Raw genomic sequence first — 25,065 nt, 5'->3', positions numbered from 1 at the left:
CAGGAGTAAAGTACCTGAATGAAAAACCTAATCATTAAAGGCGCCAGAGAACACAACCTAAAAAATATAAATCTGGAACTACCCCGTGATAAATTTATCGTTATTTCAGGGCTTAGCGGCAGCGGGAAGTCCTCTCTGGCATTTGATACAATTTTTGCAGAGGGACAGAGGCGGTATGTCGAGTCTCTCTCTGCTTATGCACGACAGTTTCTGGGCCGAATGGATAAACCCGATGTGGACTACATTGAAGGATTATCTCCCGCAATTTCAATTGAACAGAAAACAACTCATAAAAATCCTCGTTCCACCGTTGGAACCATCACAGAAATATATGATTATCTCCGCCTTCTTTTTGCCCGTATAGGCATACCTTACTGTCCTAAATGCAATATTCTAATCAAAGAGCAATCGGTCGATCAGATCATCGATGCTGTGAGGTCAAAGCCTGAAGGCAGTAAACTTGTGATTCTCTCTCCCCTGGTTAAGGGAAAGAAGGGGGAGCATAAAAAAATATTGGAAGATGCTTTAAAGTCAGGATTTGTCAGAGTTCGCATCGACGGGGAGATCCTGTCCCTAGAAGAAGAAATCAAACTCGAAAAGAATAAAAAGCACTCTATCGAAGTTGTCGTAGACCGGGTTAAACTCACAAATGAAACGATCTCCCGTCTGACTCAATCCATCGAAACAGCTCTGACTCTCTCTGAGGGACAGGTCATCATCATGGATAAGGGCGAAGGTTCAGAACAGTATTTTTCAGAAAAAAATTCTTGTCCCAGCTGCGGTTTCAGTATGCCTGAGCTTCAGCCCCGACTCTTTAGTTTTAATAACCCCTATGGAGCCTGTCCCGATTGTTCCGGTCTTGGTCAGACTCTTGAGTTTTCAAGAGATAAAATCTTTCCCGATCTTAGCCTTTCATTTAATAAACATGGCGTGGCTCCTTATAACCCTAAAGCCAATTGGCATCGAAGCTGGTTTGAGGCTCTATCCAGTTTCTATGATTTTTCCCTAGATACTCCTTTGGAAGATCTGGATGAAAAAATCCTTGAAATAATGCTATATGGTACTGAGGATAAGATTGAAGTCCTTTATGAAAACAAAGAAGGAACCGGAAGGTTTGAATACACTTCCGAGTATAAGGGCATCATTGATGATCTGAAACGGCGATATAAAGAGAGTTCTTCCGATTCCATGAAAGATTGGATTGAAGGTTTTATGGAAAAGAAAACCTGTCACAGTTGCGGGGGGAAAAGGCTCAGAACAGAATCGCTTCATGTTAAGGTTCATGACAAGAATATTGATGATCTGTCTCAGTTATCAATTAAAGAAGGTTCTGATTTTTTCAATTCTCTGGAACTCAATGAAACGGAGCAGCATATCGCCGAGCAGATCTTGAAGGAGATCCGCAACCGTTTGAGTTTCCTCGAAAGTGTCGGCCTTGAATATCTTACCCTTCACAGGGAAGCTGCAACACTCTCAGGCGGTGAAGCTCAGAGAATCCGTTTAGCGACCCAGATTGGGTCATCCTTGGTGGGAGTCCTGTATATCCTGGATGAACCGACCATTGGGCTTCATCAAAGAGATAATGAGCGTCTGATCAATACACTCAAGCATTTGCGTGATATCGGCAACACCCTCATTGTCGTAGAGCATGATGAACAAACTTTGAGAACCGCAGATTATATTGTGGATATTGGTCCCGGTGCTGGTGTTCATGGAGGCCGGATAGCCGCAGAAGGAACACTGGAAGATATTTTAACTAATCCCGAAAGTCCCACAGGTCAATTTCTAAGCGGAGCTATTACGATCGATATCCCCGCAAAAAGGCGGGAAGGAACGGGTCAATCCATTGTGGTGAAAGGGGCAAATGAACACAACCTTAAAAATCTTGACATCACTATTCCTTTGGGAACTATGACAGTGATCACCGGGGTTTCAGGCTCTGGTAAATCTACACTGCTCACGGATATTCTTTATCCTGGTTTGAACAATCAGATCAATAGAACAAAGCACCCCGTAGGGGAATGTAAAAGCATTTCCGGTATGGAAAATATTGATAAGGTCATCTGCATTGACCAGAGTGCCATCGGCAGAACTCCCCGGTCTAACCCGGCTACCTATGTCGGATTATTTACCCCCATCCGTGATCTCTTCGCCTCCCTACCGGACTCCAAAGCCAGAGGCTACAAACCGGGACGCTTTTCATTCAATGTAAAGGGTGGACGCTGCGAGAATTGCCAGGGGGCGGGAACACAGAAGATTGAAATGCATTTTCTCCCCGATGTTTATGTCACCTGTGATGTTTGTAAAGGAAAGAGATTTAACAGAGAAACATTGGAAATCCGGTATAAGGGCAAAAATATTCACGAAGTATTGGAACTTTCCATTGATGAGGCGGTTGTCTTTTTCTCAGCTATTCCTTCCATAGCCCACAAATGCAGGACTCTTCAGTCCGTCGGTTTGGGCTATATCAATTTGGGACAGTCTGCACTGACTTTATCCGGTGGAGAGGCCCAGCGTGTTAAACTGGCTCTGGAATTATCAAAGAGGCAGACTGGAAAAACTTTTTACATCATAGATGAACCAACCACGGGACTTCATTTCGCCGATGTAAAACAGCTTTTGGAGGTCCTACAAACTCTTGTGGACAAAAAGAATACAATCTGTATGATCGAGCACAACCTTGATGTCATCAAAGTTTCTGATCATGTTATTGATCTAGGACCGGAAGGAGGAGATAAAGGGGGATATCTTCTAGTTGCAGGAACCCCTGAAGAAGTGGCTAAATGTAAAAAATCCTATACTGGACGGTTTTTAAAAGAACTTCTTCCCTGAGCATGAATAAACACCTTGTCAGTGCAACTTTATTTTTCTTTCTCATTTTGTCCTTTCTTGTCTCTCAGGAAAGTGAGGTCTTAGATGAACTTTCCCCCCTAATTTCGGAAGATTCTTCCGAAATAGAGCCCGATCCTCATGAGAAAAACCTTTCTTTGTATGAAAAAACACTGATCAAAGACATTGAAACGGCCGGTTATTATGAATTAGTAGCCTGGTGCAGTTCTTTAAAATTATCAGAAAGTGGCAATACTCAGGCCCTTCGGACTCAGCTTTTAAATTATTACGGCTTAAAGCCATCGGATAACCGAAAAATCAATGAAAATGTTTCTATTATTACTGTCCGATCAGCCTACAATACTGACTATTTTACCATAGAAGAAAATGATGAGCAGATGATCCTTTTGAAGGGAAATGTCGAAGTTGAAATGGAAGAGCAGGGGGCCAATCCCAGACGTCATATCATCATTGCCGATGAACTTGTATTCAATCAGGAAAGGCAAATCATAACGGCCCGGGGCAATTTAAAGTATACCCTTATCTCAGGTGATACAGAGGATGTGTTTTATGGGGATAGTCTGGATTTTTCCATTACCTCCTGGAGCGGGCTTATCTTCAAGGGGACCTCTTTTAGAAAGGAAATCGTAGATGGTGAGGAATATACCTTCTATTTTACAGGGGAGACAATCCGGAAATCCGGTTCCGGTGGTATCTTCATCCTGGATGACGGTTCTATTAAAACACAGAACCGGGATGATCCTGATTTTCAACTGAAAGCATCAAAGCTCTGGCTTATGGGCCCCCAGGAATGGGGTGTTCTGAATGGAATCCTCTACCTTGGGCATATCCCTCTTATTTACATTCCTTTTTATTATAAACCAGGGAATGAAATGATTTTTAATCCGGTCATTGGAACTAAGACCCTCAATGGTACCTTTTTGCAGACCACCACCTACCTCATTGGTCAGAAAGAGAAAAGTGATGATTTTTCATTTTTAAGCCTGGGAAGCTCCTCAGATCAAGAGTATGAAGAGGTTCGGGAAGGCCTTTACCTCATGAAAAAGGAAAAACTGAATTCATCTTCGGATGTTTCTGATGATACCCTGAAAATCATGGCCGACTGGTATTCCCGTCTGGGAGCTTATACGGGTATTGACGGTTCCTTCAGCGGTAAAAGCTCTAATACAATTGATTTTACCAGTGGAATTGGTGTCAGTCGCAATATTGATAGCTCTGGAAATATTTATTTTGAAAATGATTCTGGTGAGTATGTTTCACAGTGGAATAGCACAGCCCTGGGGAGTTATGACATTCCCTTTCGCTGGGGGAATGATCTCTCTTTTACCTTTGCAGGCATAAGCGGAGACTTGCCTTTTTATTCAGATCCTTATTTTAATGAAGATTTTATGGATCGAGATGAATCCTTTGACTGGTTGAATTCGGCTTTAACTTCCAATACGAGTGATGAAGATCTGCCGGACACGGTGACAGACATGGATTGGACCGTGTCCTATAGCAAGATTTTTCAACCAGAACAGTTAAAACCATATGTGAGTTCAATCGGCATTAATCCTATTCGTTTCAATATGGAGTGGAACCGCCGGGACAATGAGTCAGTGGATAGTTCTCTTTCTCCATCCCGTGTATTTTTTTATCCAGACAGCATTGCATTTCCCTATGCACAGTTAACTGTTTCGGGAACTCCTCTTTCTTATTCAAGCAGGGATGGCTGGGGTTGGGCTTCGACTCAGGAGGTCCCTCCTGAGTCAGATGACAAGGATCTTCTCGTTCCTCCCTGGGATGAGAAAAAGGAAGAGGAGAAGGAGGACGATAGCCCGTCTGAGTCCCTGCTTCCTGGTGAATTCTGGACAGAAAATTTACATAATCAAGAGTCTGTTTTATATGAAAACTCTTTTACATACACCATCAGTTCTCTCATAAATGTGGAGGGAACCACTGATAACTCTGAATGGGATAAACCCGAAGATATTAATTTTGAACTGGATGAGTCCACATTGCAGTTTAATAACCGTCTTTCAACCACCTTTGATAATCGTTTTTTCGACAAGCGGGTTTCTATCATCAATGTTAATACCTATACAAATAACTATCGTTCTCATCTAAATGTATTTGGCCTTGATCAGGATGATGTGGATTATTCACAGAGACTGACCGACTACAGATCCATTTCTATAGATTGGAATAACAAGCTAAGCAGCCAGTATTTCCCGTTAAAAGATATAGATGAATTCTCCAGTTCTAATTTCAGTTACAATTTTGACAATCAACTCTATGAAAAAACATTTGATAGTTATGAAGATGGTGGAACCCCCGTTTATGATGAAGTTTGGGCCGCGTGGGATGAAGATCGAATCAATCAGCATAAAACTGGAATGTTTATAAAATACGATGCGGGTAATGCGTTTGTTTCCAGTAGTTCCAGTTTTATTCTTCCACCTTTGGAATCAAAAGAAACCTATACACATAAGGCGGGGTATAATATTTTCAACTGGAGTTCCAGTGTTTCTCAGACCATTGAGAAAGAGGACGACGAATGGACATTTTTGCCCCTTACTTTTACGTCATCCTATACACCGATGGAAGGAATCTCTTTGAATCAGACATTAGAATATGATTTTGAAGAAAAGAGTCTGACCAAGAGTGTTTCAAGGGTCGATACTTTTGGTTTTTATGCCGCCTATACACATGAATATACAACACCTTATGAGTGGGATATATCAAGCTATTCATGGGTACAGGAAGATGATTCCTTTGTTCCTTCTCTGTTCAATACAGGGTATACTCTGGATCTCATTAAAGAACCTTTGTGGAATAACAGAATCAATTTCGATACAGATCTGAACGTTGACTGGCAGGTTAATCTTCAGCAATATAATAATAATACTCTCAGTTTGAACTGGTCTTTCAATTATAGTATTTTCCAATTTTTGGATTTGAATTTCAGTATGACCTCCAGCAATAAAAATATGTATCTATATTTTGAACATTATAGGGATAAGCTGGGCATACAGGAAAATTACAGCTTCTGGGAAGACTTGTATAAATCGGTTAATATTTTTAGTCCTGATCAACAAGACAGATATGATTCGAATTTTAATTTGGAAAAGATTGGACTGGAACTAGTTCATCACCTAAGAGACTGGGATTTAACATTCCTTTATTCAGGATACCCAAAATTTGTGGACAATTCTTATGACTGGTATTCTGAGTTTTCCATTGCCCTTGTCTGGAACCCTATTCCTCAAATCAAAACCCTGATACAAAGAGAGGATGATCTGTGGAGTGTGGACAATCAATGAGTAGTTTAGAGTTCTTGACTATGCCATTGAAGTGGCGTTAAACTGTCATTTATTAAGGATTTTATTTGATAAGCACTGATATGATCGTTATTGAAGATCCGGATACCCTGAGTAAGATCTGTGGACCAAATGACCGGAATCTCAAGCAGTTGGAAAAATTATTGCAAACTCGTATCTTTACAAGAGGCAATGAAATCCATCTTGCACCCGAAAACAGTGAACTTAATACTGTTTTTGAATCAATTCTCAATGATTTACTCTTCTCGGTTAAGCAGAAAAAGATCCCCGATCCTTATATGATTGAGACCCTGTTTCACACGCATATAGAAAACGATCCGGATCTGAGAAGCCGGGATTTTCTAAGTCATGAAATTAATATACCCGGGGGAATCAGCAGAATCACCCCGAGAAACCTGAATCAGGCCCGTTATATCTCATCCATGCAGAATCATGATCTATCCTTTGGAGTAGGCCCCGCCGGTACAGGGAAAACTTTCCTGGCTATCGCTTATGCTCTGGGAGAGATTCTCAATAGACGGTTTCGAAAGCTCGTCCTTTCAAGACCTGTTATTGAAGCTGGTGAGAATCTGGGATATCTTCCTGGAGATCTAACACAAAAGTTGGATCCTTATCTAAAGCCTTTATTTGATGCTATGGAGGAGGTTCTAACAACTTCAGCCTTTCAAAAGATGCATGAAATGAATCTTTATGAGATTTCACCTTTAGCCTATATGAGAGGGCGTAGTCTAAAAAACTGTATTATCGTCCTTGATGAAGCTCAGAACACAACCCAGGAACAGATGAAAATGTTTCTTACGAGGTTAGGAGAAGGTTCCCGGGCTATAATAACAGGAGATTTGACACAGATTGATCTCCCTTGTAAAGAAAAATCAGGATTGATCCAGGCGGCTGGGATTTTGAAAAATGTGGAAGGCATCGGTTTTTCATCGTTTCAAAGAGGCGATGTTGTGCGCCATCCATTAGTTAAAAAAATATTAGAGGCTTATGAACAAGAACATACGAATTAATTTTCTTGAACACACACTGGTGAAAGATAATTCTACTATGAACAGAAAAATTCTGATCATGTATTATTTTATCATCGTTCTGACAATACTCATATTGACACAATTCGATAAAATCTTTTTGAGAGAATCCTTTTATAACTATAAGGAAGGGGATATCGTTACCGAAGATGTCATCCTGGAGAAACCTCTTACATTTATTAATCAGGAAGCAACTGAGAAAAAAATGAAGTTGGCCATGGATCTCATTCTTCCCATTTATGTTGTGAAAGATGATATCAGCAATAGGGTTCTCAAGAGTTTTGATGATTTCCATATGAGTATTTCAGGGATTGAAAATGAGGAAGAATTTTCAAAAATTCTTGAATCCATGGAATCAACTTATCCTGGTATTCAATATCTTCAGCATTTGAGGACTCTAGATACAGCCCGGCTCTCTCTAATGCTTTCTGGAGCCAGGGATTCAATAGAAACAATCATGCAGACCGGGTTATTCAGTCACTTGAATGAGAGCCGATCCGGAGCGACCGGTCTGCTTGAAGTCATTCATTCAGATCTGGGAGAGAAGACGACCCAGATGGTTGAAAATACAATTCTCATTGATAATTGGCAGGATACTGTCAGGGATTACCTCAGCTACTATGACTATAGTCAGGGGGAAGCCAAGTTTATAGAGATGATCGTTTATTATTTTCTTGAACCTAACTGCTTCTTCAGTTCTGAATTGACAGACCTTAAAAAACAGGAAGTTTTAAAAACGATGACTCCTGTTTGGATTTACCTCGATACAGGAGATAAACTTCTCATTAAGGATACGGTTATAACATCCTTAGAACTGGCCAAAATCAATGCCTTTCTGGATATGAAAGGCAGAATCAGTATCAATGCAATCGCAGCACCTTTTTTCTACACCCTGCTTATATTTATCTTCTTATTTGTGCTTCTTATTGCTTTTCCTGGCACAGCCGGTTTGCTTGAGAATCCAAACCTTATATTTTTTCTCTCCTGGTTTCACCTGACAGTCACTCTTCTCCTCTTCAGATTTCTCTCTGTACCGGGAGGAGTTCCTGTTGTCTTCTTTATGCCGACAGCTCTCGTTTCGATTATACTGTCACTGCTACGCAATCGCAGGGAAACTATCATATTCGTACTCATTCAGTCAGTCCTGGTCTTCTTTGTACTGAATTTCAATTCTCAGGCTCTCTATTTTACGCTATTTAGCGGTCTTGGCTCTTGTCTGGTTGTTGAAGGAGCCGAGAAAAGGATTGACTTGATCAAGGGTGGCGTATTTATAGCATTGGTACAGATCCTTCTGGCCCTGTTAATGATGATCATTATTCCCGCTCCCCTGAAAATTGTGTTCTTTTCAATTCTGGTTGCTGGAATCAATGGAATCATTAGTGGATTCCTCTCATTAACAGTTCTTCCCCTCTTTGAACATATTCTCAATCCCTGCACTACGTTCCGTCTGCAGGAACTCTCTGATTTGAATACTCCTATTATTAAGAGGATGCTGGCCTTGGCTCCCGGTACGTATTCACACTCCATTAATATAGCCAACCTAGCGGAAACCGGATGTCGCAACATCGGTGCCAATGCCTTGTTGGCCAGGGTCGGCTCCTACTATCACGACATAGGGAAAATAGATCAGGCCAAATACTTCAGTGAAAATCAGAAGGAATATAATAAACATGATGATATGAAAACAACCCTATCGGTGGCTGTTATTAAATCGCATGTTAAAATCGGAATTGAGACTGCTAAAAAGATGAATTTGCCCAAGGGCGTTATTGATATTATTGCTCAGCATCATGGAACGAGTGTCATTGAATACTTTTATCAGCAAGCCGTCAAAGAAAAGGGTGTTGAAAATGTATCTCTTGAGGATTATTCACACAACGGTCCACGCCCTCAAACAAAGGAAGCCGCAGTCGTTATGCTGGCTGATATGGCAGAAGCGGCTACGAGGAGCATGGTCAAGCCCACGGTGAATAAACTTGAAAAATTCCTGTGGGATCTCATCATGGTCCGCTTCAAGGATGGAGAGCTCAATGAATGCGGCATGACTCTGCAGGAGCTTGAAGTTGTAAAATCTTCTTTTGTTCATGTACTTACAGGGCATTATCATAATAGAATAGAATATCCGGATAGAGCGGAAAGGAATTAGAATGACCGAAATTGATATCATATCCCGTCTGGAAGTAGAGCCCTCCTGGCTGGAACAATACCAGGAGTTTGTTCAGGCAATACTTGAGGCTGAGAAACTGACAGACTGGGAAATTTCATTGACTCTCTGTCATGATCCCTATATAAAAGAATTAAACGCTCAGTATAGAGATAAAGATGAACCAACGGATGTTCTTTCTTTTAGCCAGAATGAAGGTGAAGAAATCATGAGCATTCCGGGTGATCAGGTGAGTGCAGGGGATATTATCATTTCAATGGATACACTTGCCGAGCATTCAAATCTGTTCAGTGTATCCTTAGAGGAAGAACTTAAAAGAGTGACCATCCATGGAATATTGCATCTGAAGGGTATGACCCACGAGACGCGAAACTCCAATGAAAAAATGCTTCAGTATCAGGAAGAGCTCCTGAAAAAAACTGAAGCTATCAGGGTATTTTAAGGTGAAGATTTTTAATTCTGTATTTAGAAAAAGGGATGAAAGAGGATCTATCGTCAATCATGAGGCTCTAACCGATCTTAATCTTGACGAGAAAGGCATGATTAAAGGGATTGTTGAGCTTTCTGATACCAAAATCAAGGAAGTTATAATTCCTCGTATCGATGTTGTTTTTATTCCAGTTGATATTCATGTGGAAGAGCTTTATGAGCTCATGTTCCAGTCGGGACATTCCCGTTTTCCTGTTTATGAAGATACCATTGATAATGTGATCGGAGTCCTTTATGTCAAAGACCTTCTTAGCTTTATGGTTAAAAAAAGAGATTTCGTAATAAAAGAAATCATGAGAAAGGCCTATTTTGTCCCAGAGAGCATGAAGCTTGATTCTCTTCTCAAGGAATTTAAGCTCCGGCGTGTTCATATTGCTATTGTTGTAGACGAGTATGGCGGAGTGTCGGGAATTGTCTGTCTGGAAGACATTATCGAAGAGATCGTCGGTGATATTCAGGATGAGTTTGACAATGAGGATGATGATCTGCTGGAAATTGGGGATGGGACATATCTCTGTGATGCCAGAATGAATATTGAAGACCTGAATGATAAGTTATCCTTGAGGTTACCTGAGGAGAAATTTGATACTTTTGGCGGATTTGTCTTTGATCTTTTTGGTAAGATCCCTGTGCGGTTTGAAAAAGTCCAGTATGAAAATCTTGATTTTATCATCCAGACCATGGATGGTCATAAAATAAAAACTGTAAAGATAATATTCAGGGACAATGCAGAAACAGATTAAACTCTTCATTCTATTGTTTGCACTCTCAACGGCTACTCTCCATGGGCAGACATTGGATTTATTCCATGAAGGTCAAGATGCCCTCATGAAGGGGGATTATTTTACCTCTCTGGATTTGTTCAAACAAGCGCTTGCAGTCAATCCTTCCTATGTCGATGCCCGAAAGGGAATGGCCGAAGCCTATTTTCTCCTTCAGGAGTATTCTGAGGCTTTGACACATGCTCAGATGGCCCTCAAAGGTGCTGACAAAAGAGTTGATATTCTAACCCTGACAGGAAGAATCTATTTGGGATTAAATAGAATGAAAGAGGCTGAGCAGCAGTTTCAGAAGGTTTTAGCCATTGAGCCGAATAATTTGGATGCTGCCTATGGCATGGCCGAAATCGCCGTATTTCAGGGCAATTATTCAGAAGGAACAGACCTTTTTGAAAGGAGCCTTGCTGTTAATCCCGACAGCCGCCGAGCCTTGCTCTCTCTCTCCCTGCTGCATGAAGAAGCGTCTGAACCCAACAGGTCATTGTTCTATCTAAACCAGGCTTTGGAGAACTATCCCCAGGATCAGGAAGTCTTGAATTTTGCCATTCATTATTACAGCAGAAATGAAGACTGGTCTATGGCCGAATCTATAGCTTTAAAATGGCTGGCTCTTAATCCTGAGAATCGGACTATTCCGATTCTCCTTGGAACGATATACAACAGGATGAACAGGCATGAAGATGCTGTCTCCTATTTTAAAAAAGCGGTGACTATTCATCAGGAAGATCCTCTGGTCTGGTATCTTCTGGGCAGAAGCTTTATGGGTTTGGGTCAGTTTGATGATGCTCTTCTGAGTTTTAGGACTGTGAATATCATTGATCCCAATGACGAAATGGCCCGGATAGCAATGGAACATCTGTTGATGACAGAGTATCCCATTGGTCATGAAGCACGGGAAAAAGCCGGAGAGTACCATTTTCAGCTGGGAAAGAGCTATGAAAAAGCCTTTCAGTATGAAAAGGCCTTTGAGGAGTATAGAATAGGACGACTCCTATCACCTCTTGATTTAGAAGGGTGGTGGTACTACGCAGCCATTCAAAAATCTCTAGGCTACGCGAATCGATATCGAGATGAAATGCTGGCTCTCAAAAGAGAGGGTTTTGATGATGGCAATTATTTAAGGGTTATGGAGCTTCTTGAGAGCAGTGAAGATAACTCTTTCGTAAATAATTGGAAGGAACCTTTAATTCAGAGCAGTAATCCCATATCTCTATCGCTGTACTTCAATAGGGATGAGAGCCGGTTCATCCATTCAGGAATGGAAAAGGCCATTTTAAGTTCCATTGCCAACCATCTTGTTAAAAACTCCCACTATGAAATCAGTAGTCTGGCTACAATTAAAGATACAGCCGATGCCTACAGAAAGAGTCATGGTTCTGAGTCTGATTTCTATATTGTCATCTCCTTTTCCGAGACAGAACGTACAATCGGTGTTAGAGGATCTATCTATCTTTCCAGAACAGGTACTCTTATGCACCAATTCAACATCCTACGGTCCGGTAATCGTCGGGTCAGTGATATTCTGGTGAAAAGTGCGGCCAATATCCTGTCCAAGCTACCGGTAAAAGGGACTATCCTGGGGATTGATGAAGATCGTGTTCTGATTAATTTAGGTCAGTCTGATGGTCTTGAAAAGGGAACAGAATTTATACTTTTAAGGCAAAAGGCCCAACGATGGACAGATCGACCTCCCTATCTGGAGTATTCGCCTGATGACCTTTTGGGTACGGTGACCCTCACGGATTTACAAGAGAATTATTCCCTAGGTTCCCTACAGCGCAATTCTCCCTTTGATCTTGTGAACTTAGGTGATGAACTCTTTATGCTGACTGAAGATATGGATCTTCCTGATCCCTTTCTGCCTCCAGTCAATGAAGAGCTTAAGTCTCAACTTCTCAGGCTGTACTAGTTCTTGACCTGCCCTCCCTATTTGTCTATAGTGAATTCATTAAAAAATTAATGATTTCAGGAGGATTCCCTTGAAAATCGCTATCAATGGTTTCGGTAGAATCGGCAGGAATGTCTTTAAAATTGCTATGGAACGTGAAGGTGTAGATGTCATTGGTATCAATGATCTGACAGATGCAAAGACCTTGGCACATCTACTCAAATATGATTCAACCTATGGTGTGTATACACGAGAAGTCACTGCTGGTCAGAATAAAATCATTGTCGATGGAATAGAAATCCCTGTTTATGCGGAAAAGAATCCTTCATCACTGCCTTGGGATGAACTTGGAGTTGATGTTGCGATTGAATCAACGGGTGTTTTCCGTTCTTCCGAGTCTGAAAAGGGCGGATACCTCGACCATATCAAGGCAGGGGCCTCTAAGGTTATTCTCACTGTTCCTGCAAAGGATGAGATAGAAACAGTCGTCCTTGGTGTGAATGAAGAGAAAATCGTTTCTCAAGTCAATGCTTATTCTAATGCTTCCTGCACTACGAATTGTCTGGCTCCTGTCGTCAAGGTTTTAAACGATGCATTTGGCATTGAAAAAGGGCTTATGACGACAATCCATTCCTATACAAACGATCAAGTTATACTGGATATGCCTCACTCAGATCTTCGACGAGCAAGGTCTGCCGGACTGAATATCATTCCCACATCGACCGGAGCTGCCCTGGCCATTGCCAAGGTCATTCCTGAATTAGATGGAAAACTCAATGGCGGTTCCATGAGGGTTCCCACTCCCACAGGATCATTGGTTGATCTGACTGTTCAGTTGGTCAATGACTGCACCGTGGAAGAATTAAATAAAGCGATGAAGAGCGCAGCTGAAGGGGATCTTAAGGGCATCCTGGAATATACAGAGGACCCTATTGTTTCTATGGATGTGAAAGGAAATCCTCATTCTTCTATTTTTGATGCTGGCTGCACCATGAAGATGGGAGAAGGATTTTTTAAGGTTATTTCATGGTATGACAATGAGATGGGATATTCCACCAGAGTTGTGGATTTAGCTCAGAAGCTGGCGTAAAAAATAAGATTTCTGAAATGCATATAATATAATGTGGTCTTTTCTGCTTTGATCGGAAAAAAGTCAAAACCACACAAAATGAGGAGAACTTTCAATGAGTGTTATTACAGTAAAAGATCTGGATCTCAAAAACAAACGTGTTTTGATTCGAGTGGATTTTAACGTTCCTCTTAAAGATGGAAAAATCACAGATGATACTAGAATGAAAAGCGCTATGCCTACACTTGAATACATACTGAAGCAAGAGGGGGCATCTCTTGTTGTTATGAGTCATATGGGAAGACCAACTGAGGCGAGAGAAGCGCAGTTTAGTATGAAACAACTAGAAGCACATCTTGCCGAGTTGACAGCCGTCTCCGTTAAGACAGCTCCCGACTGCGTCGGTCCTGAAGTAGAAGCTATGGCCTCATCCTTGAAGGCCGGAGAGATCCTTCTCCTTGAAAATACACGTTACCACAAGGCTGAGACTAAGAATGACCCCGAATTTGCCGCACAATTAGCCAAATTGGGAGATGTTTACGTAAATGATGCCTTTGGTGCTGCCCATAGAGCCCATGCTTCAACAGAGGGCATCACAAAATATCTTCCATCCTGCGCTGGATTTTTGATGGAAAAAGAGTGTCTGTTCTTTGATAAAGTGTTGAAATCTCCGGATAAGCCCTTTGTTGCCATCATCGGCGGAGCAAAAGTTTCATCCAAAATTGAAGTTCTTGACTCGCTTATGGACAAATGTAATACCTTCGTAATTGGTGGGGGAATGGCTTACACCTTCCTTAAAGTTCAAGGACACAGCATCGGAAAATCCCTCTTTGAAGAAGAGTTTATGGATACAGCCCGAACATTTCTTGAGAATGCCAAGAAGGCCGGGGTTGAGGTCATCCTTCCCATGGATCATGTTGTTGCTGACAAGTTTGATGAAAATGCTGATTCTCAATCCATTGATAATATCAATATTCCCGATGGAACATTGGCTATGGATATCGGCCCTAAAACAATTGCGGCTATCAAAGATAGAATCAAAGATGCTAAAACAGTCGTCTGGAACGGACCCATGGGTGTGTTTGAGTTCGATAAGTTTGCCAATGGTACCGCACAGGTCGCCCGTTTTGTTGCCGATTGCAAGGGAACAACAGTCGTCGGAGGAGGGGATTCTGTTGCCGCTGTAAACAAATTTAACCTTGCCGATAAGATAGATCATGTTTCCACTGGTGGAGGTGCCTCTCTTGAATACCTAGAAGGAAAGGCTCTTCCAGGGGTTATAGCCCTACGAAAGTAACGCGATGAATAGCTCCCGCTTAAGAAATCAACCGTATGCGGGATTAAAATTTAGAATAATAATCAGGAGATAAATAAATGAGAAATTACCTAATTGCTGGAAACTGGAAAATGAACAAGACTCCCTCTGAAGCAGCTGCTTTGGCGAAAGAGATTCTTCCCCTTGTAAAAGATGCTGACTACAGAGTCATGGTTGCCCCATCCTTTGTCTGTATACCTGCTGTTGCTTCCGTGTTAAAAGGCAGCAATGTCATTGTCGCCGCACAGAATATGGCCGGGACTGAATCCGGAGCCTTTACAGGAGAAACTTCTGTTCTGATGCTCAAAGACCTTGGTGTAGAAATGGTCATTTTGGGACATTCAGAAAGACGTCATATTTATGGTGAAACAAATGAGCAGATCAATGAAAAAGTAAAATTGGCTCTGTCTCATGGCCTGTCACCTGTACTCTGTATTGGTGAGCTTTTAGAAGAAAGAGAAGCTGGAAAAGCTGAAAGTGTATGCTTTGAACAGCTTGAAAAGGGACTTGTTGGAGTTTCTGAGAGTGATATGGACCGTGTTATCATCGCGTATGAACCAGTATGGGCAATTGGAACGGGAAAAACTGCGACACCAGAAGATGCTGATGCCATTCATGCAGCATGCAGAAAAAAAATTGCTTCTCTGTATTCTTCCTCTGTTGCAGAAAAAGTTGTTATTCAGTACGGCGGTTCAATGAATCCAAGTAATGTGAAAACACTCATGGCTATGGAAAATATAGATGGCGGCCTTATCGGTGGAGCTTCACTCAAGGCTGATTCTTTTGCAGAACTTGCAAATTTCAATAAATAACTTCGCCATGAGTCCTTGCAGGGCTGAATGGAGTATGTTAATTTAGGGAGTCCCTTCGGCGGACGCTCAAAAAATCCTCTCTGTAATCAGATGGGGATTGTTTATTTTCCGGGAGATATAGAACATGGGTATTATTGGAACTTTACTGATCATCCTTTTTGTAGTTGTCAGTGCATTGCTGATACTGTTTGTACTGTTACAGGACGATCAGGGAGAAGGACTTGGCGGTCTTTTCGGCGGATCCAGCGGTTCACCTTTTGGTGGTGCTACAAACAATGGTCTGGTGAAAATTACTGGTATATTAGGCACTATCTTTATGGTAAGTTCATTGCTTGTAGCTTTGGTTGTAAAAACACCAAATAGTAGTGATGTTCTCAGTGAAGCCAGAAAAATCAATGCTGAAAGCAGCATTGGTGACTGGTGGGAAGGAGATGTGCAGACCGGAACAGAAGAAGGCAATGCCTTAGTCATTCCAGAAAACTGACATTATCAGAATGGGAGCAGAGCTCCCATTCTGAAATTTTGAAACGTGGGGAATCTCTATGCGCGTAGCTGTGCTTTACTTTAAAAATGGTTCTGAAAAAGTAAGAAAAATATCATCTCATCTTGCCAGAGGTATTGAAGCTCAGGGGCATCAGGTTACTCTTATCGATGGAGAAACCGATAGCGACGTAAAACTGACTATTTACGAGTACATCCTTGTTGGAACAACACCTGTCTCATTTTTCAGCAGTAAAATATCAGGAAAAATATCAACATTTCTAAATAATGCAGGTAGAGTCTCCGGAACAAAATCTTATGCTTTTATCGTAAAAAATGGCATTTTTGTAACGAAATCGTTGCATCTCCTCATGAAGAACATGGAAAAGGAAGGTATGTTTCTTAAAATATCCGATGTCATTACATCTGCGGAAGAAGCGGAAATCATTGGAAAGAAACTTCATATAAATTAAGTTGTTATAACGGTAAGGCTGTATACGCAAATTAGGTTTTTCAAAGGAAATGCTGAATGTTGATCAACCTGAAATTCAATTGTAGATATGCACCGAGGTCTAATCATGCTAAAAAAGAACATATTGTTATCCATCCTGATACTGATTACCACAGGAATTTTTGCTCAGAACTCATTCATTGACAAACCTGTTGCCATAGTTAAGCTGACAAAAACCGATGTCATTTCTCAGAAAAAACTAGCTTATAGTGTGAGCCTGTATGAGAAACAGGCCGGCAGAGCCTTATCTATGCTCGAAAAAGAGCAGGTTCTTCAGACTTTGATAAACCAGATGCTCGTCTATCAGGCTGCTGACCGTGACAATGTCACCGTTACAGATGAGCAAGTGCTTTTGGCCGGTATGAATCAAATGATGAAGCAAACGGGTCGGCAATTGACAGAAGTGCAATTCAAACAAATCATTAAAGATCAAAGCGGTATGGACTATGAAACATATGCGCAGACAGTGAGAGACCAGCTCATCCTCGAAAAATATGTCACCGAGAAGAAACGTGACTTTTTAAGATCCTCATCTATTCCCAGCACGAGTGAAGTGGAATTGTTTTACAGACAGAATGAAGAAAAATTTCTAAATCCTGAAATGGTCAAGTTCAGTCATATTTTCTTTGCTACCCGGGGCATTTCAGCTGAAGATAAGAATGCAAAAAGAGAAGAAGCAAACCGTGTATATCAAGCCATTCTGAAAGGGACTTCAAAGTTTGAAGAAATGGTTCGTGAACATTCAGATGATAAAGGTTCAGTTGTGCGTGATGGTGATATTGGGAATTTCATAGATAGAAGTGAACAAAATGTGTCCATATTCGGACGTGATTTCCTAAACTCAGTATTTGATCTCGAAGTGGGGAAAATGAGTAATGTCCTCGAGTCAGCCCAGGGGTTTCATATCGTGATTGTAAACCAGCATCACCAGAAGAGGTTCCTCGATCTGGATGATCCCGTGACGCCAGTTGAGACAACAACAGTGCGTCAATACATTTCAAATATAATCTCTTATCAGAAACAGCAGAAAGCCTTTCAGGAAGCTGCTGAGACTGTTGTTAAAGAGCTGGCCGAAAATGCTGATATACAGACTTTTCAAGAGAACATAAATTAATATATGAAAGCCATGGGAAATAGACGAAAGGCAAGAATCTTGGCTTTTCAGGCCCTGTACAGTTGGGAAATCAGTTCTACCGAAATGGAAGATTTGTTTCAGTATGATTGGGCTAAAGAAGATTTGACCGATGATGTAAAAGTTTTTGCGAGTTTTCTGATTAAAGGGGCTATTGATAATCTCCCGGAAATAGATCAGCTCATAAAAGACAGCCTTCGAAATTGGGATTTTGCCAGACTGGAGAAAGTAAGTCTTGCGATCCTCCGTATGAGTATCTATGCTTTAATGTATCAAAAGGATATTCCTCCAAAAGTTGTGATAGATGAAGCAGTTGAAATTACTAAGGAATTCGGTACAGACGATTCTTACCGTTTTGTAAACGGTATACTGGATAATATAAAGAAAAAGATTGATGAGCAGCCCAGCTGAAGAGAACAAGTATAGACGTCGCTTAATTCAAAATGCAGTTCTTCTGTTTTTTTTAGGCTCTGTCCTGTCTTTGGTACTCCTTTTCATCCCATCTGAAGATTATTTCCAGTATTACCTAAACCAATCTGATTTGTTCCTAGATGAAAAGAATTATGCAGATATGGAATTACAGCTTAAAAAAGCTACACGCCATGCAAAAACCAAAGATCAATGGTTCAGTATTTTTAAAAGATCCTATTTGGCGTCTGTCGAGCAGGATGATTTTGAATATTTTAACATTCTCGTCAGTAATTCAAGAAAGTTTCTAAAGGGCGGAGCGGATCATGAGGCCTTATATACGGCGTCATTGATCTGGACAAATCAGTATGAAAAAGCTTCGGCTTCTCTATATGCAATCCAACAGGATAAGTATAAGACTCTCATTGCAGAAAGCCTTCTCTCCTATGATGTGTATCGAAATTATAACTTAAATAATATGACTCCATTGGAATTCATAAAAGATAAGATTCGGTATCAGGAAGACCCTGTGTTTTTTGAATCTGTGGGTACCAAGGCGGATAATGCAGATTTATTGTATAATGCAGCTCTACTGAGTATGTTTGAAGGAGATTATGACAGATCTGCTTCCATTTTAAATCGCTTGCCTGGGAATAAGATCAATCCCTATCTTCTTGGAGTTCTTCATTATGATCTGGGCCAATACCAACAAGCCTATGATGCGTATCAGGCTCAGTCCATAGTGGATGATGTAAAAGGGAATCAGCGATTCACAATCCATCAGCAAATCGGCGATCTCGCCTATATGGGGGGAGATAAGGATGAGGCTCTCAGAGCGTATCAAAAGGCCCTTGATATTAATCCCGAAGGAAGCTGGAAGAGTTATAGAAATATTGCCAGGATCAATTTGGATAAGGGCTATTCGAATAGAGCTCGATCTGTCTTGAAGGAAGGTATGACTCTTTTCAGGGATAATGTCCAATTATTGGGTGATTATGTCCACTATTTTCATAGTAGTTATCCTGTGGAAGTAAAAAATGCACTGGATAGCTATATTTCCGGATTTCCAGATTTAACAGAACCTCATCTTTTGCAAATCCGATACTTTCCTCAGCAGCAGTCTGCAGTGCAGTACCAGTCTAAAATTTGGGATCTTTTCAATAAGGATCATAAAAGTGAAGATGTCACTAGATTCCTTCTTTGGTATCTTTCCGGTGTCGGTGATATTGAAAGTATGGAAATCGTCCTTCAGCGATATGAAGATAGTGGAGAATCTCCTTTCTGGTTCTATTTTTATGAATCCATTATTGAGCTCTTCCGTGGGAATATAGAGAAAGCTGTTTCTAATATGAATGTGGCCTACAGTCTCGATCCCCAGTGGTATTTAAGCTATAATAAAGCTGTCTTGGAAATATTTAAGGGAAATATTCTAATTGCCGAAGACCTTTTGCTTCAAGCTTATGATGATCTTACTGTCCAGAGTTCTGTGTTTGATCAGCGTTCATATCTTTCAAAAATTAATTTTGCGCGGGCAACCATACTGGTAGAAAAAAAAGAGTTTGATGAAGCGATAGAACTCCTTCAAGAGGCATTAGAGTTAGACCGTAATAATATACGAGCAGCTACGCTGCTTAATAAAATTAAATAATAAGGGATCATTAAATGATCAGACTAAAAAATGACAAACAGATAGAAGGGATCAGGAAGTCCTGCAAGCTCTTAGCCGGACTCTTTGAAGAACTTGGCGACCATATAAAGCCTGGTATAAGTACTTGGGACATCGATCGAATTGCAGAAGAGTATATCAAGAAACATAAGGGTACTGCAGCGTTCAAAGGTTACGAGGGATTCCCAGGATCAATATGTGCCTCTGTAAACGACACCATTATCCATGGAATACCAAGCAAAAAGGAAATCCTTAAAGAAGGGGATATCATTGGCTGTGACATTGGTATCGTTCTTGATGATTATTACAGCGATAGGGCCTATACTTTTGCTGTAGGTGAGGTTAATAAGGATGTTAAACTCCTACTTGAGAGGACGGAGGAAGCCCTTATGAGAGGTATTTCTGCTGCTGTAGCAGGAGGTCGGATAAAAGATATTGGTAAGGCCATTACATCCTATATCGAGCCTTTCGGTTATGGGATTGTGCACTCATTTTGCGGACATGGAGTCGGTTTGGATGTTCATGAAGAGCCCCAGATTCCCAATAACTATCCCTCTAGAGGGATGAATCCCAGGATCAAACCGGGGATGGTTTTGGCTCTGGAGCCCATGATCAATATGGGGACTGCGGATGTGGAGATCCTGGAAGATGACTGGACAGTGAAGCCTTTGGATGGTTCTCTTTCGGCCCATTTTGAGCATACAATTGCAATTTTTAAAGATAAAACAGAGATTCTTACTGTACTTTAAGAAATTTGTAACCCTCAAATTTTCATCATGTTATTAGTTAGAAAGATTTTATGTTTGAGGAGATTAAAAATGCCATTAAATAAAAGATTAAACAGGCATGGAAAAATTATTGCTACTGCTTTTTTCAGTACAATTGCCGGTTTTGCGCTTTGTCTGACATTGTATACTTTTTTACCTTCTATAAAACCATCAGAACAGGTGCTGGCTGCTCCGAATCAGGTCGAAGCAGATACGATGGAGAATTTTCAGAACACATTCAGAAAAGTTTCTGCTGAATCACTTCCATGGGTTGTGGAGATTGATGTCGTCGAGGTTTCCAAACGCTCGGCTCCCTCCAATAATGGTGTTCCCTGGAATTTTTTCTTTGGTAATCCCGAAGGTGATAATCAGGGTGAGAGTGAAGAACAAGAGTTTAGAAGTCCCGGTCTCGGTTCAGGTTTTATTGTGAGTCGGAGGGGTAATGAATATTATGTCATAACCAATAACCATGTGGCGGGTACGGCAGATGAAATTTCTGTAAAGATGGATAATGGCGATGAATATGATGCCTCTCTGGTGGGTGCTGATCCCCGTAAGGATTTAGCCCTGATTAAATTCACCAGCAAGAAAGACCTGCCCATCGCCACCCTCGGTGATTCAGATGATCTTTTTGTAGGAGACTGGGTTTTAGCCATAGGCAGTCCCTTTGGTTACAAATCATCCGTTTCTGCAGGTATTATCAGTGCCCTGGGACGTCAGAATGGTCCTGATGGTAATATCAATGATTTCATTCAGACCGATGCTGCCATCAACCAGGGGAACTCCGGTGGACCCCTGGTGAATATGAAAGGAGAAGTCATCGGTATCAATACTTGGATAACTACCTCTACTGGTGGAAGCATCGGCTTGGGTTTCAGTATTCCTATTAATAATGTCAAAAGGACTGTTCAGGACTTCATTGAAAATGGAGAAGTACGATATGGTTGGCTTGGTGTTAGTATCGGAGATCTTCCTGAAGAAGTTGCTGCTGAGCTTGATGTGACAGAAAAAGAGGGAGCCTTCGTATTCCAGGTATTTAGTCATTCTCCTGCAGATGATGGAGGTATACTCCCTGGTGACTTTATCCTCTCTGTAAATGGTAGCAAAGCCACTGATAAGAACCATCTTACCAGAATCATCGGCGATATGCGTCCTGGAGATCAAGCGGATTTCGTACTCATACGGGATGGTCATAAAATTTCTGTATCAGTAGAAATCCGAGAAAGAGCCAAGGAAGAGGAAGTTCAGAAGATGAATTCTGAAGCTTGGCCTGGTGTTTCTGTATTCCCATTGGTAGATAGTCTGAGAGAGAGACTTGAACTGGATGATGGAATTAAAGGAGTCTTTGTGGCTGAAGTTTATCCCAAAACTACTTTTCAGGTTGCAGGAATCCAATCAGGAGATGTTATAACAGGAATCAATGGAAAATCAGTTAAGACACTCTCCGACTTTTATACTGAGATTTCAAAAATTGGAAAAGAGAACTTCTATTTGACATTCCTGAGGGAAGGTTTTGAAATGGAGTCACCTAAAATAAAGAAAAAATAAGTTTCTAAGTCTCTTACTCTCCCGCTGTTTGATTTCGGCGGGAGATTTTATTTATAATGATATAATCAGAGTTTCGGAAAGTATAGATTTTCTGAATACATTTTTAACAACAGAAAAAGCAGGACAATCATGACAAAAGTTTTTATCCCTTTCGACCAAATCCGCAACAATGCTCTTAAACTGGCCTATGATGTTTATATGACCGGATTCATTCCCGATGTTATTTACATACCTCTCAGGGGAGGTGCCTATATGGGAAATGTATTCAGTGAGTTTTTCAAAATCGTTAGAAAAGGAGAACGACCGGTTTTTTACGCAGCTGTCGTGGCTCGTTCTTATTCGGATATACATAAACAGGACCGGGTCATGATTGACGGTTGGACCTATAATCCTGAACATTTAAGGAATGGTGATAAAATACTGTTTATAGATGACATTTTTGATTCGGGAAAAACTCTGAATCATCTCGTAGAAGTGATTCTTGAAAAAGGCATTCCGCGGTCTGATGTGAAGGTTGCGGTTCATGACTACAAAGACATCAAGTATAAGGATCACCTACCCATACAACCGGATTTTTACTGCAATAAGTATGATCTTGAAAAAGAAGACGATCAGGTTTGGATTCATTATATGAGCCATGAGCTTGTTGGTCTAACTAAGGAAGAACAGCAGCATCAGTACCTCGAGAAAGAACCGGGACTTCAGCCGATATTTGATTTTATCAACAGTCATGAATAATACTAAGACCCTTGTTTAACAGTATAAAAAAAAGCCTTCCCATTGGGGAAGGCTTATTCTATCTGTTTTATCTTTTACTCTCTATACCAAATTCTGGCATCATCATCATCTGAGTAATCATTCATCCACAGCCCGTTTGAACTGGTACTGGCATAAATCTTATTTCTTGTACTGTCATAGAGTATATCCATGATGGTAGAATCATATAAATCAGTACTGCTGTAGTTTGTATCCAGCGCAAACGTATTGCTCTGAAGGGCAAGATCACTTGTATCTGACATATCTATTTCGTAGTAACCGCTACCTGTATAATAGGTTGAGCTGCCTTCAATGACATCTGCTCTGGTTCCTGCCAGGATAATGTTTGTAGAACTATCGATACCAGAAATATCCTGGAAAGCGCTGAACTGAATATTACTGGATCCGGTTAGGCTCTCCCAGCTGGCACCATCATCAAATGTGTAGAGGATGGGATGATAACTGCCATCGGTTCTAGTCGATAGAAAGAGAGCTCCATAGTCAGATGCATAATAGAGTCTGTTAAAAGAGTAGGTTATGGTCGTAGAATCTACTGTGATGGTCATTTCTGATGAGAAAGTCTCAGGAGTCGACCATGATGTCTTAAATAGCATACCCGCATTGTAGGAGTCGGCATCACTGCCTGTTTCATTGAGGATAAGGAAGATATCTCCTGCTGCTCCAGTAGAAACAATATCTTTGATTATGAAGGGCTCATCCGTCATTCCTGAAATGCTGACAAGGTGAGAATCATCTAATCCGCTGGAAGGAGGATAATCACCTGATGGATAATAATAGAGTTCTGTTTCTTCAATGCTGGAATTACTGCTGGATTGTGTGCTCCATAGTCTGTTGGTCCTGGATATATAGAGCCCGTCGTTTACAGAAAACAGTGATAATTCGTAAAAATAATAATCATCAGAATCCGACCCCTCTCTACTGGTATCACTAAAGACTTCAGTTAGAGAATCATCAATGGATTCAACATACATGAGAGCTGACTTTGAATCGCTGTCACCATCGGCAACGGTTGCATAGAGCCTTGTGCCGAAGGTTGCCACAGAATTAACAACAGCCGAATCAGAATAACCGTCGGGCAAGGATAGGGAGGACCAGGGGTTTTGATCCGATCCGGCTGTGCTGTACCACAACTGTTTACCATGGGTTACATAGGATTCGGTCAAACCATCATCATAGAGAAGGATTCTGTTGACAGGAGTTGTAGATTTAAAATTATTTGTATCCCTTATTTCCTCTTCATTTTCGAGGGTATAAAAAATAGCCGATCCTGAACAGCTCATCAAAAAGAGCAGTACCAAGGGGATAAAGTATAGTTTTTTCATAATACCTCTTAAAAGTGATAAACTGCGGAAAGTGAGATATCCATGAAATTACCCAGCCTATTGTATTGACTGTCTCCTGGATATATCTGGGGAACCCACCAGTAGGTTACGTTTGTTCCGAAAGACCAGTCAGAACTGTAATTCCAATAAAAGCCGGCACCCGGTTTAAGGATCATTTCGACATTGAAACTTTCAAGGTAGGAAGTCATATTGATTCCTGCACCTATATAGACAGGAACCGCAATCAAATTGTTTTTAAATTGAAATTCATAGCTGCCTCTAAAGGTAATGGGTACCATATAGAAGTTATGATCGTTTGGACTTCCTGCAAACATGGCTCCGATTTCTAATCCCAGTTGAATATTATTATTCAGAAAAGCACCGTAATAGAGGGCTCCATTACCGCCTAGGGATAGATTGGTAGATGTAAACGCATCTGAATCACTCCATGCAAGGTTGGGGTTATTAAAATAAAGGGGGATGAAAAGTCCAGCACTTATGCTGAATACCTGATCACCCATCGCATGATACTTAATACTTATTTTCTCAGTGTTTTCCTCTTCCGGAATTTCCTCAGCATATGCTAGCATTGAAAAAAACATAAATATCAGCATAAATATAATGGGCGTGGATGAGACAAAGGGAGTCTTTTTGTTCAATTCTATTCCTCATTCTCAAAATTTGTTTGATAATATCATAGTAACAACAAAGCTTCAACGAGGTTACGACAGGGGGAAAAC

At 40.9% G+C, this 25,065-nt stretch carries 20 protein-coding genes; 18 read left to right on the top strand and 2 right to left on the bottom strand.

What is annotated here, in order from left to right; translation table 11 throughout:
* Positions 1–18 precede the first annotated feature (18 nt).
* The 18 genes from uvrA (at position 19) to EXM22_RS06700 (ending at position 22,964) form a co-directional block, all read left to right on the top strand.
* Complete coding sequence (gene uvrA / locus EXM22_RS06785) at positions 19–2,832, top strand: excinuclease ABC subunit UvrA (RefSeq protein ID WP_149485787.1); 2,814 nt, start codon at positions 19–21, stop codon at positions 2,830–2,832.
* Positions 2,833–2,834: 2 nt separating this feature from the next.
* Positions 2,835–6,152, top strand: coding sequence for an LPS-assembly protein LptD (locus tag EXM22_RS06780; RefSeq protein WP_149485786.1), 3,318 nt, complete (start codon positions 2,835–2,837; stop codon positions 6,150–6,152).
* Positions 6,153–6,217: 65 nt separating this feature from the next.
* Positions 6,218–7,180, top strand: a complete 963-nt coding sequence (locus tag EXM22_RS06775) for a PhoH family protein (RefSeq protein ID WP_246157084.1) — start codon at positions 6,218–6,220, stop codon at positions 7,178–7,180.
* A 37-nt stretch (positions 7,181–7,217) separates the two neighbouring features.
* On the top strand, positions 7,218–9,344 hold the full coding sequence (locus EXM22_RS06770; protein WP_168203389.1) for an HD family phosphohydrolase: 2,127 nt from the start codon (positions 7,218–7,220) through the stop codon (positions 9,342–9,344).
* Between the two features lies 1 nt (position 9,345).
* Positions 9,346–9,804 (top strand): rRNA maturation RNase YbeY, encoded by a 459-nt coding sequence (gene ybeY / locus EXM22_RS06765; RefSeq protein WP_149485784.1) that lies wholly within the window; start codon positions 9,346–9,348, stop codon positions 9,802–9,804.
* Position 9,805: 1 nt separating this feature from the next.
* On the top strand, positions 9,806–10,594 hold the full coding sequence (locus tag EXM22_RS06760) for a hemolysin family protein (protein ID WP_425465768.1): 789 nt from the start codon (positions 9,806–9,808) through the stop codon (positions 10,592–10,594).
* A complete protein-coding gene (locus EXM22_RS06755; protein ID WP_149485783.1) occupies positions 10,578–12,539 on the top strand; it encodes a tetratricopeptide repeat protein in 1,962 nt (653 codons plus the stop codon). Before EXM22_RS06760 ends, EXM22_RS06755 begins: the two co-directional genes overlap by 17 nt.
* Positions 12,540–12,609: 70 nt before the next feature.
* Positions 12,610–13,608 (top strand): type I glyceraldehyde-3-phosphate dehydrogenase, encoded by a 999-nt coding sequence (gap, locus tag EXM22_RS06750; RefSeq protein ID WP_149485782.1) that lies wholly within the window; start codon positions 12,610–12,612, stop codon positions 13,606–13,608.
* Between the two features lie 94 nt (positions 13,609–13,702).
* The gene (locus EXM22_RS06745) at positions 13,703–14,884 is read left to right on the top strand and encodes a phosphoglycerate kinase (RefSeq protein WP_149485781.1); all 1,182 of its coding nucleotides are present in this window, start codon (positions 13,703–13,705) and stop codon (positions 14,882–14,884) included.
* Between the two features lie 77 nt (positions 14,885–14,961).
* The gene (gene tpiA / locus EXM22_RS06740) at positions 14,962–15,714 is read left to right on the top strand and encodes a triose-phosphate isomerase (protein ID WP_149485780.1); all 753 of its coding nucleotides are present in this window, start codon (positions 14,962–14,964) and stop codon (positions 15,712–15,714) included.
* A gap of 124 nt (positions 15,715–15,838) precedes the next feature.
* Positions 15,839–16,198 (top strand): preprotein translocase subunit SecG, encoded by a 360-nt coding sequence (gene secG / locus EXM22_RS06735; RefSeq protein ID WP_149485779.1) that lies wholly within the window; start codon positions 15,839–15,841, stop codon positions 16,196–16,198.
* Between the two features lie 58 nt (positions 16,199–16,256).
* A complete protein-coding gene (locus EXM22_RS06730) occupies positions 16,257–16,667 on the top strand; it encodes a hypothetical protein (protein ID WP_149485778.1) in 411 nt (136 codons plus the stop codon).
* A gap of 105 nt (positions 16,668–16,772) precedes the next feature.
* On the top strand, positions 16,773–17,819 hold the full coding sequence (locus EXM22_RS06725; RefSeq protein ID WP_168203388.1) for a peptidylprolyl isomerase: 1,047 nt from the start codon (positions 16,773–16,775) through the stop codon (positions 17,817–17,819).
* A 12-nt stretch (positions 17,820–17,831) separates the two neighbouring features.
* Positions 17,832–18,248: a transcription antitermination factor NusB gene (gene nusB / locus EXM22_RS06720; protein ID WP_149485776.1), complete on the top strand. Its 417-nt coding sequence runs from the start codon at positions 17,832–17,834 to the stop codon at positions 18,246–18,248.
* Entirely contained in the window at positions 18,232–19,893 is a 1,662-nt protein-coding gene (locus tag EXM22_RS06715; protein ID WP_281289985.1) for a tetratricopeptide repeat protein, read from the top strand. The genes nusB and EXM22_RS06715 overlap by 17 nt, the downstream gene beginning before the upstream one ends.
* Positions 19,894–19,907: 14 nt before the next feature.
* A complete protein-coding gene (gene map / locus EXM22_RS06710; protein ID WP_149485774.1) occupies positions 19,908–20,660 on the top strand; it encodes a type I methionyl aminopeptidase in 753 nt (250 codons plus the stop codon).
* A gap of 69 nt (positions 20,661–20,729) precedes the next feature.
* Positions 20,730–22,226: a Do family serine endopeptidase gene (locus EXM22_RS06705; RefSeq protein WP_168203387.1), complete on the top strand. Its 1,497-nt coding sequence runs from the start codon at positions 20,730–20,732 to the stop codon at positions 22,224–22,226.
* A 129-nt stretch (positions 22,227–22,355) separates the two neighbouring features.
* The gene (locus EXM22_RS06700) at positions 22,356–22,964 is read left to right on the top strand and encodes a phosphoribosyltransferase (RefSeq protein ID WP_149485772.1); all 609 of its coding nucleotides are present in this window, start codon (positions 22,356–22,358) and stop codon (positions 22,962–22,964) included.
* A gap of 74 nt (positions 22,965–23,038) precedes the next feature.
* Here EXM22_RS06700 and EXM22_RS06695 read toward each other — a convergent pair whose 3' ends face one another.
* Both EXM22_RS06695 and EXM22_RS06690 read right to left on the bottom strand, forming a co-directional pair.
* Positions 23,039–24,325: a hypothetical protein gene (locus EXM22_RS06695; RefSeq protein ID WP_149485771.1), complete on the bottom strand. Its 1,287-nt coding sequence runs from the start codon at positions 24,323–24,325 to the stop codon at positions 23,039–23,041.
* 8 nt (positions 24,326–24,333) lie between these two features.
* Positions 24,334–24,939, bottom strand: a complete 606-nt coding sequence (locus EXM22_RS06690; RefSeq protein WP_425465771.1) for a TP0733 family outer membrane beta-barrel protein — start codon at positions 24,937–24,939, stop codon at positions 24,334–24,336.
* Positions 24,940–25,065: the final 126 nt, after the last annotated feature.

Origin of the sequence: Oceanispirochaeta crateris (assembly GCF_008329965.1) — a bacterium.
In the GTDB taxonomy this organism is placed as follows: Bacteria; Spirochaetota; Spirochaetia; order DSM-2461; family DSM-2461; genus Oceanispirochaeta; species Oceanispirochaeta crateris.
The sequence above is the reverse complement of the archived record's forward strand: the minus strand, read 5'-3'. Positions and strand labels throughout refer to the sequence as shown.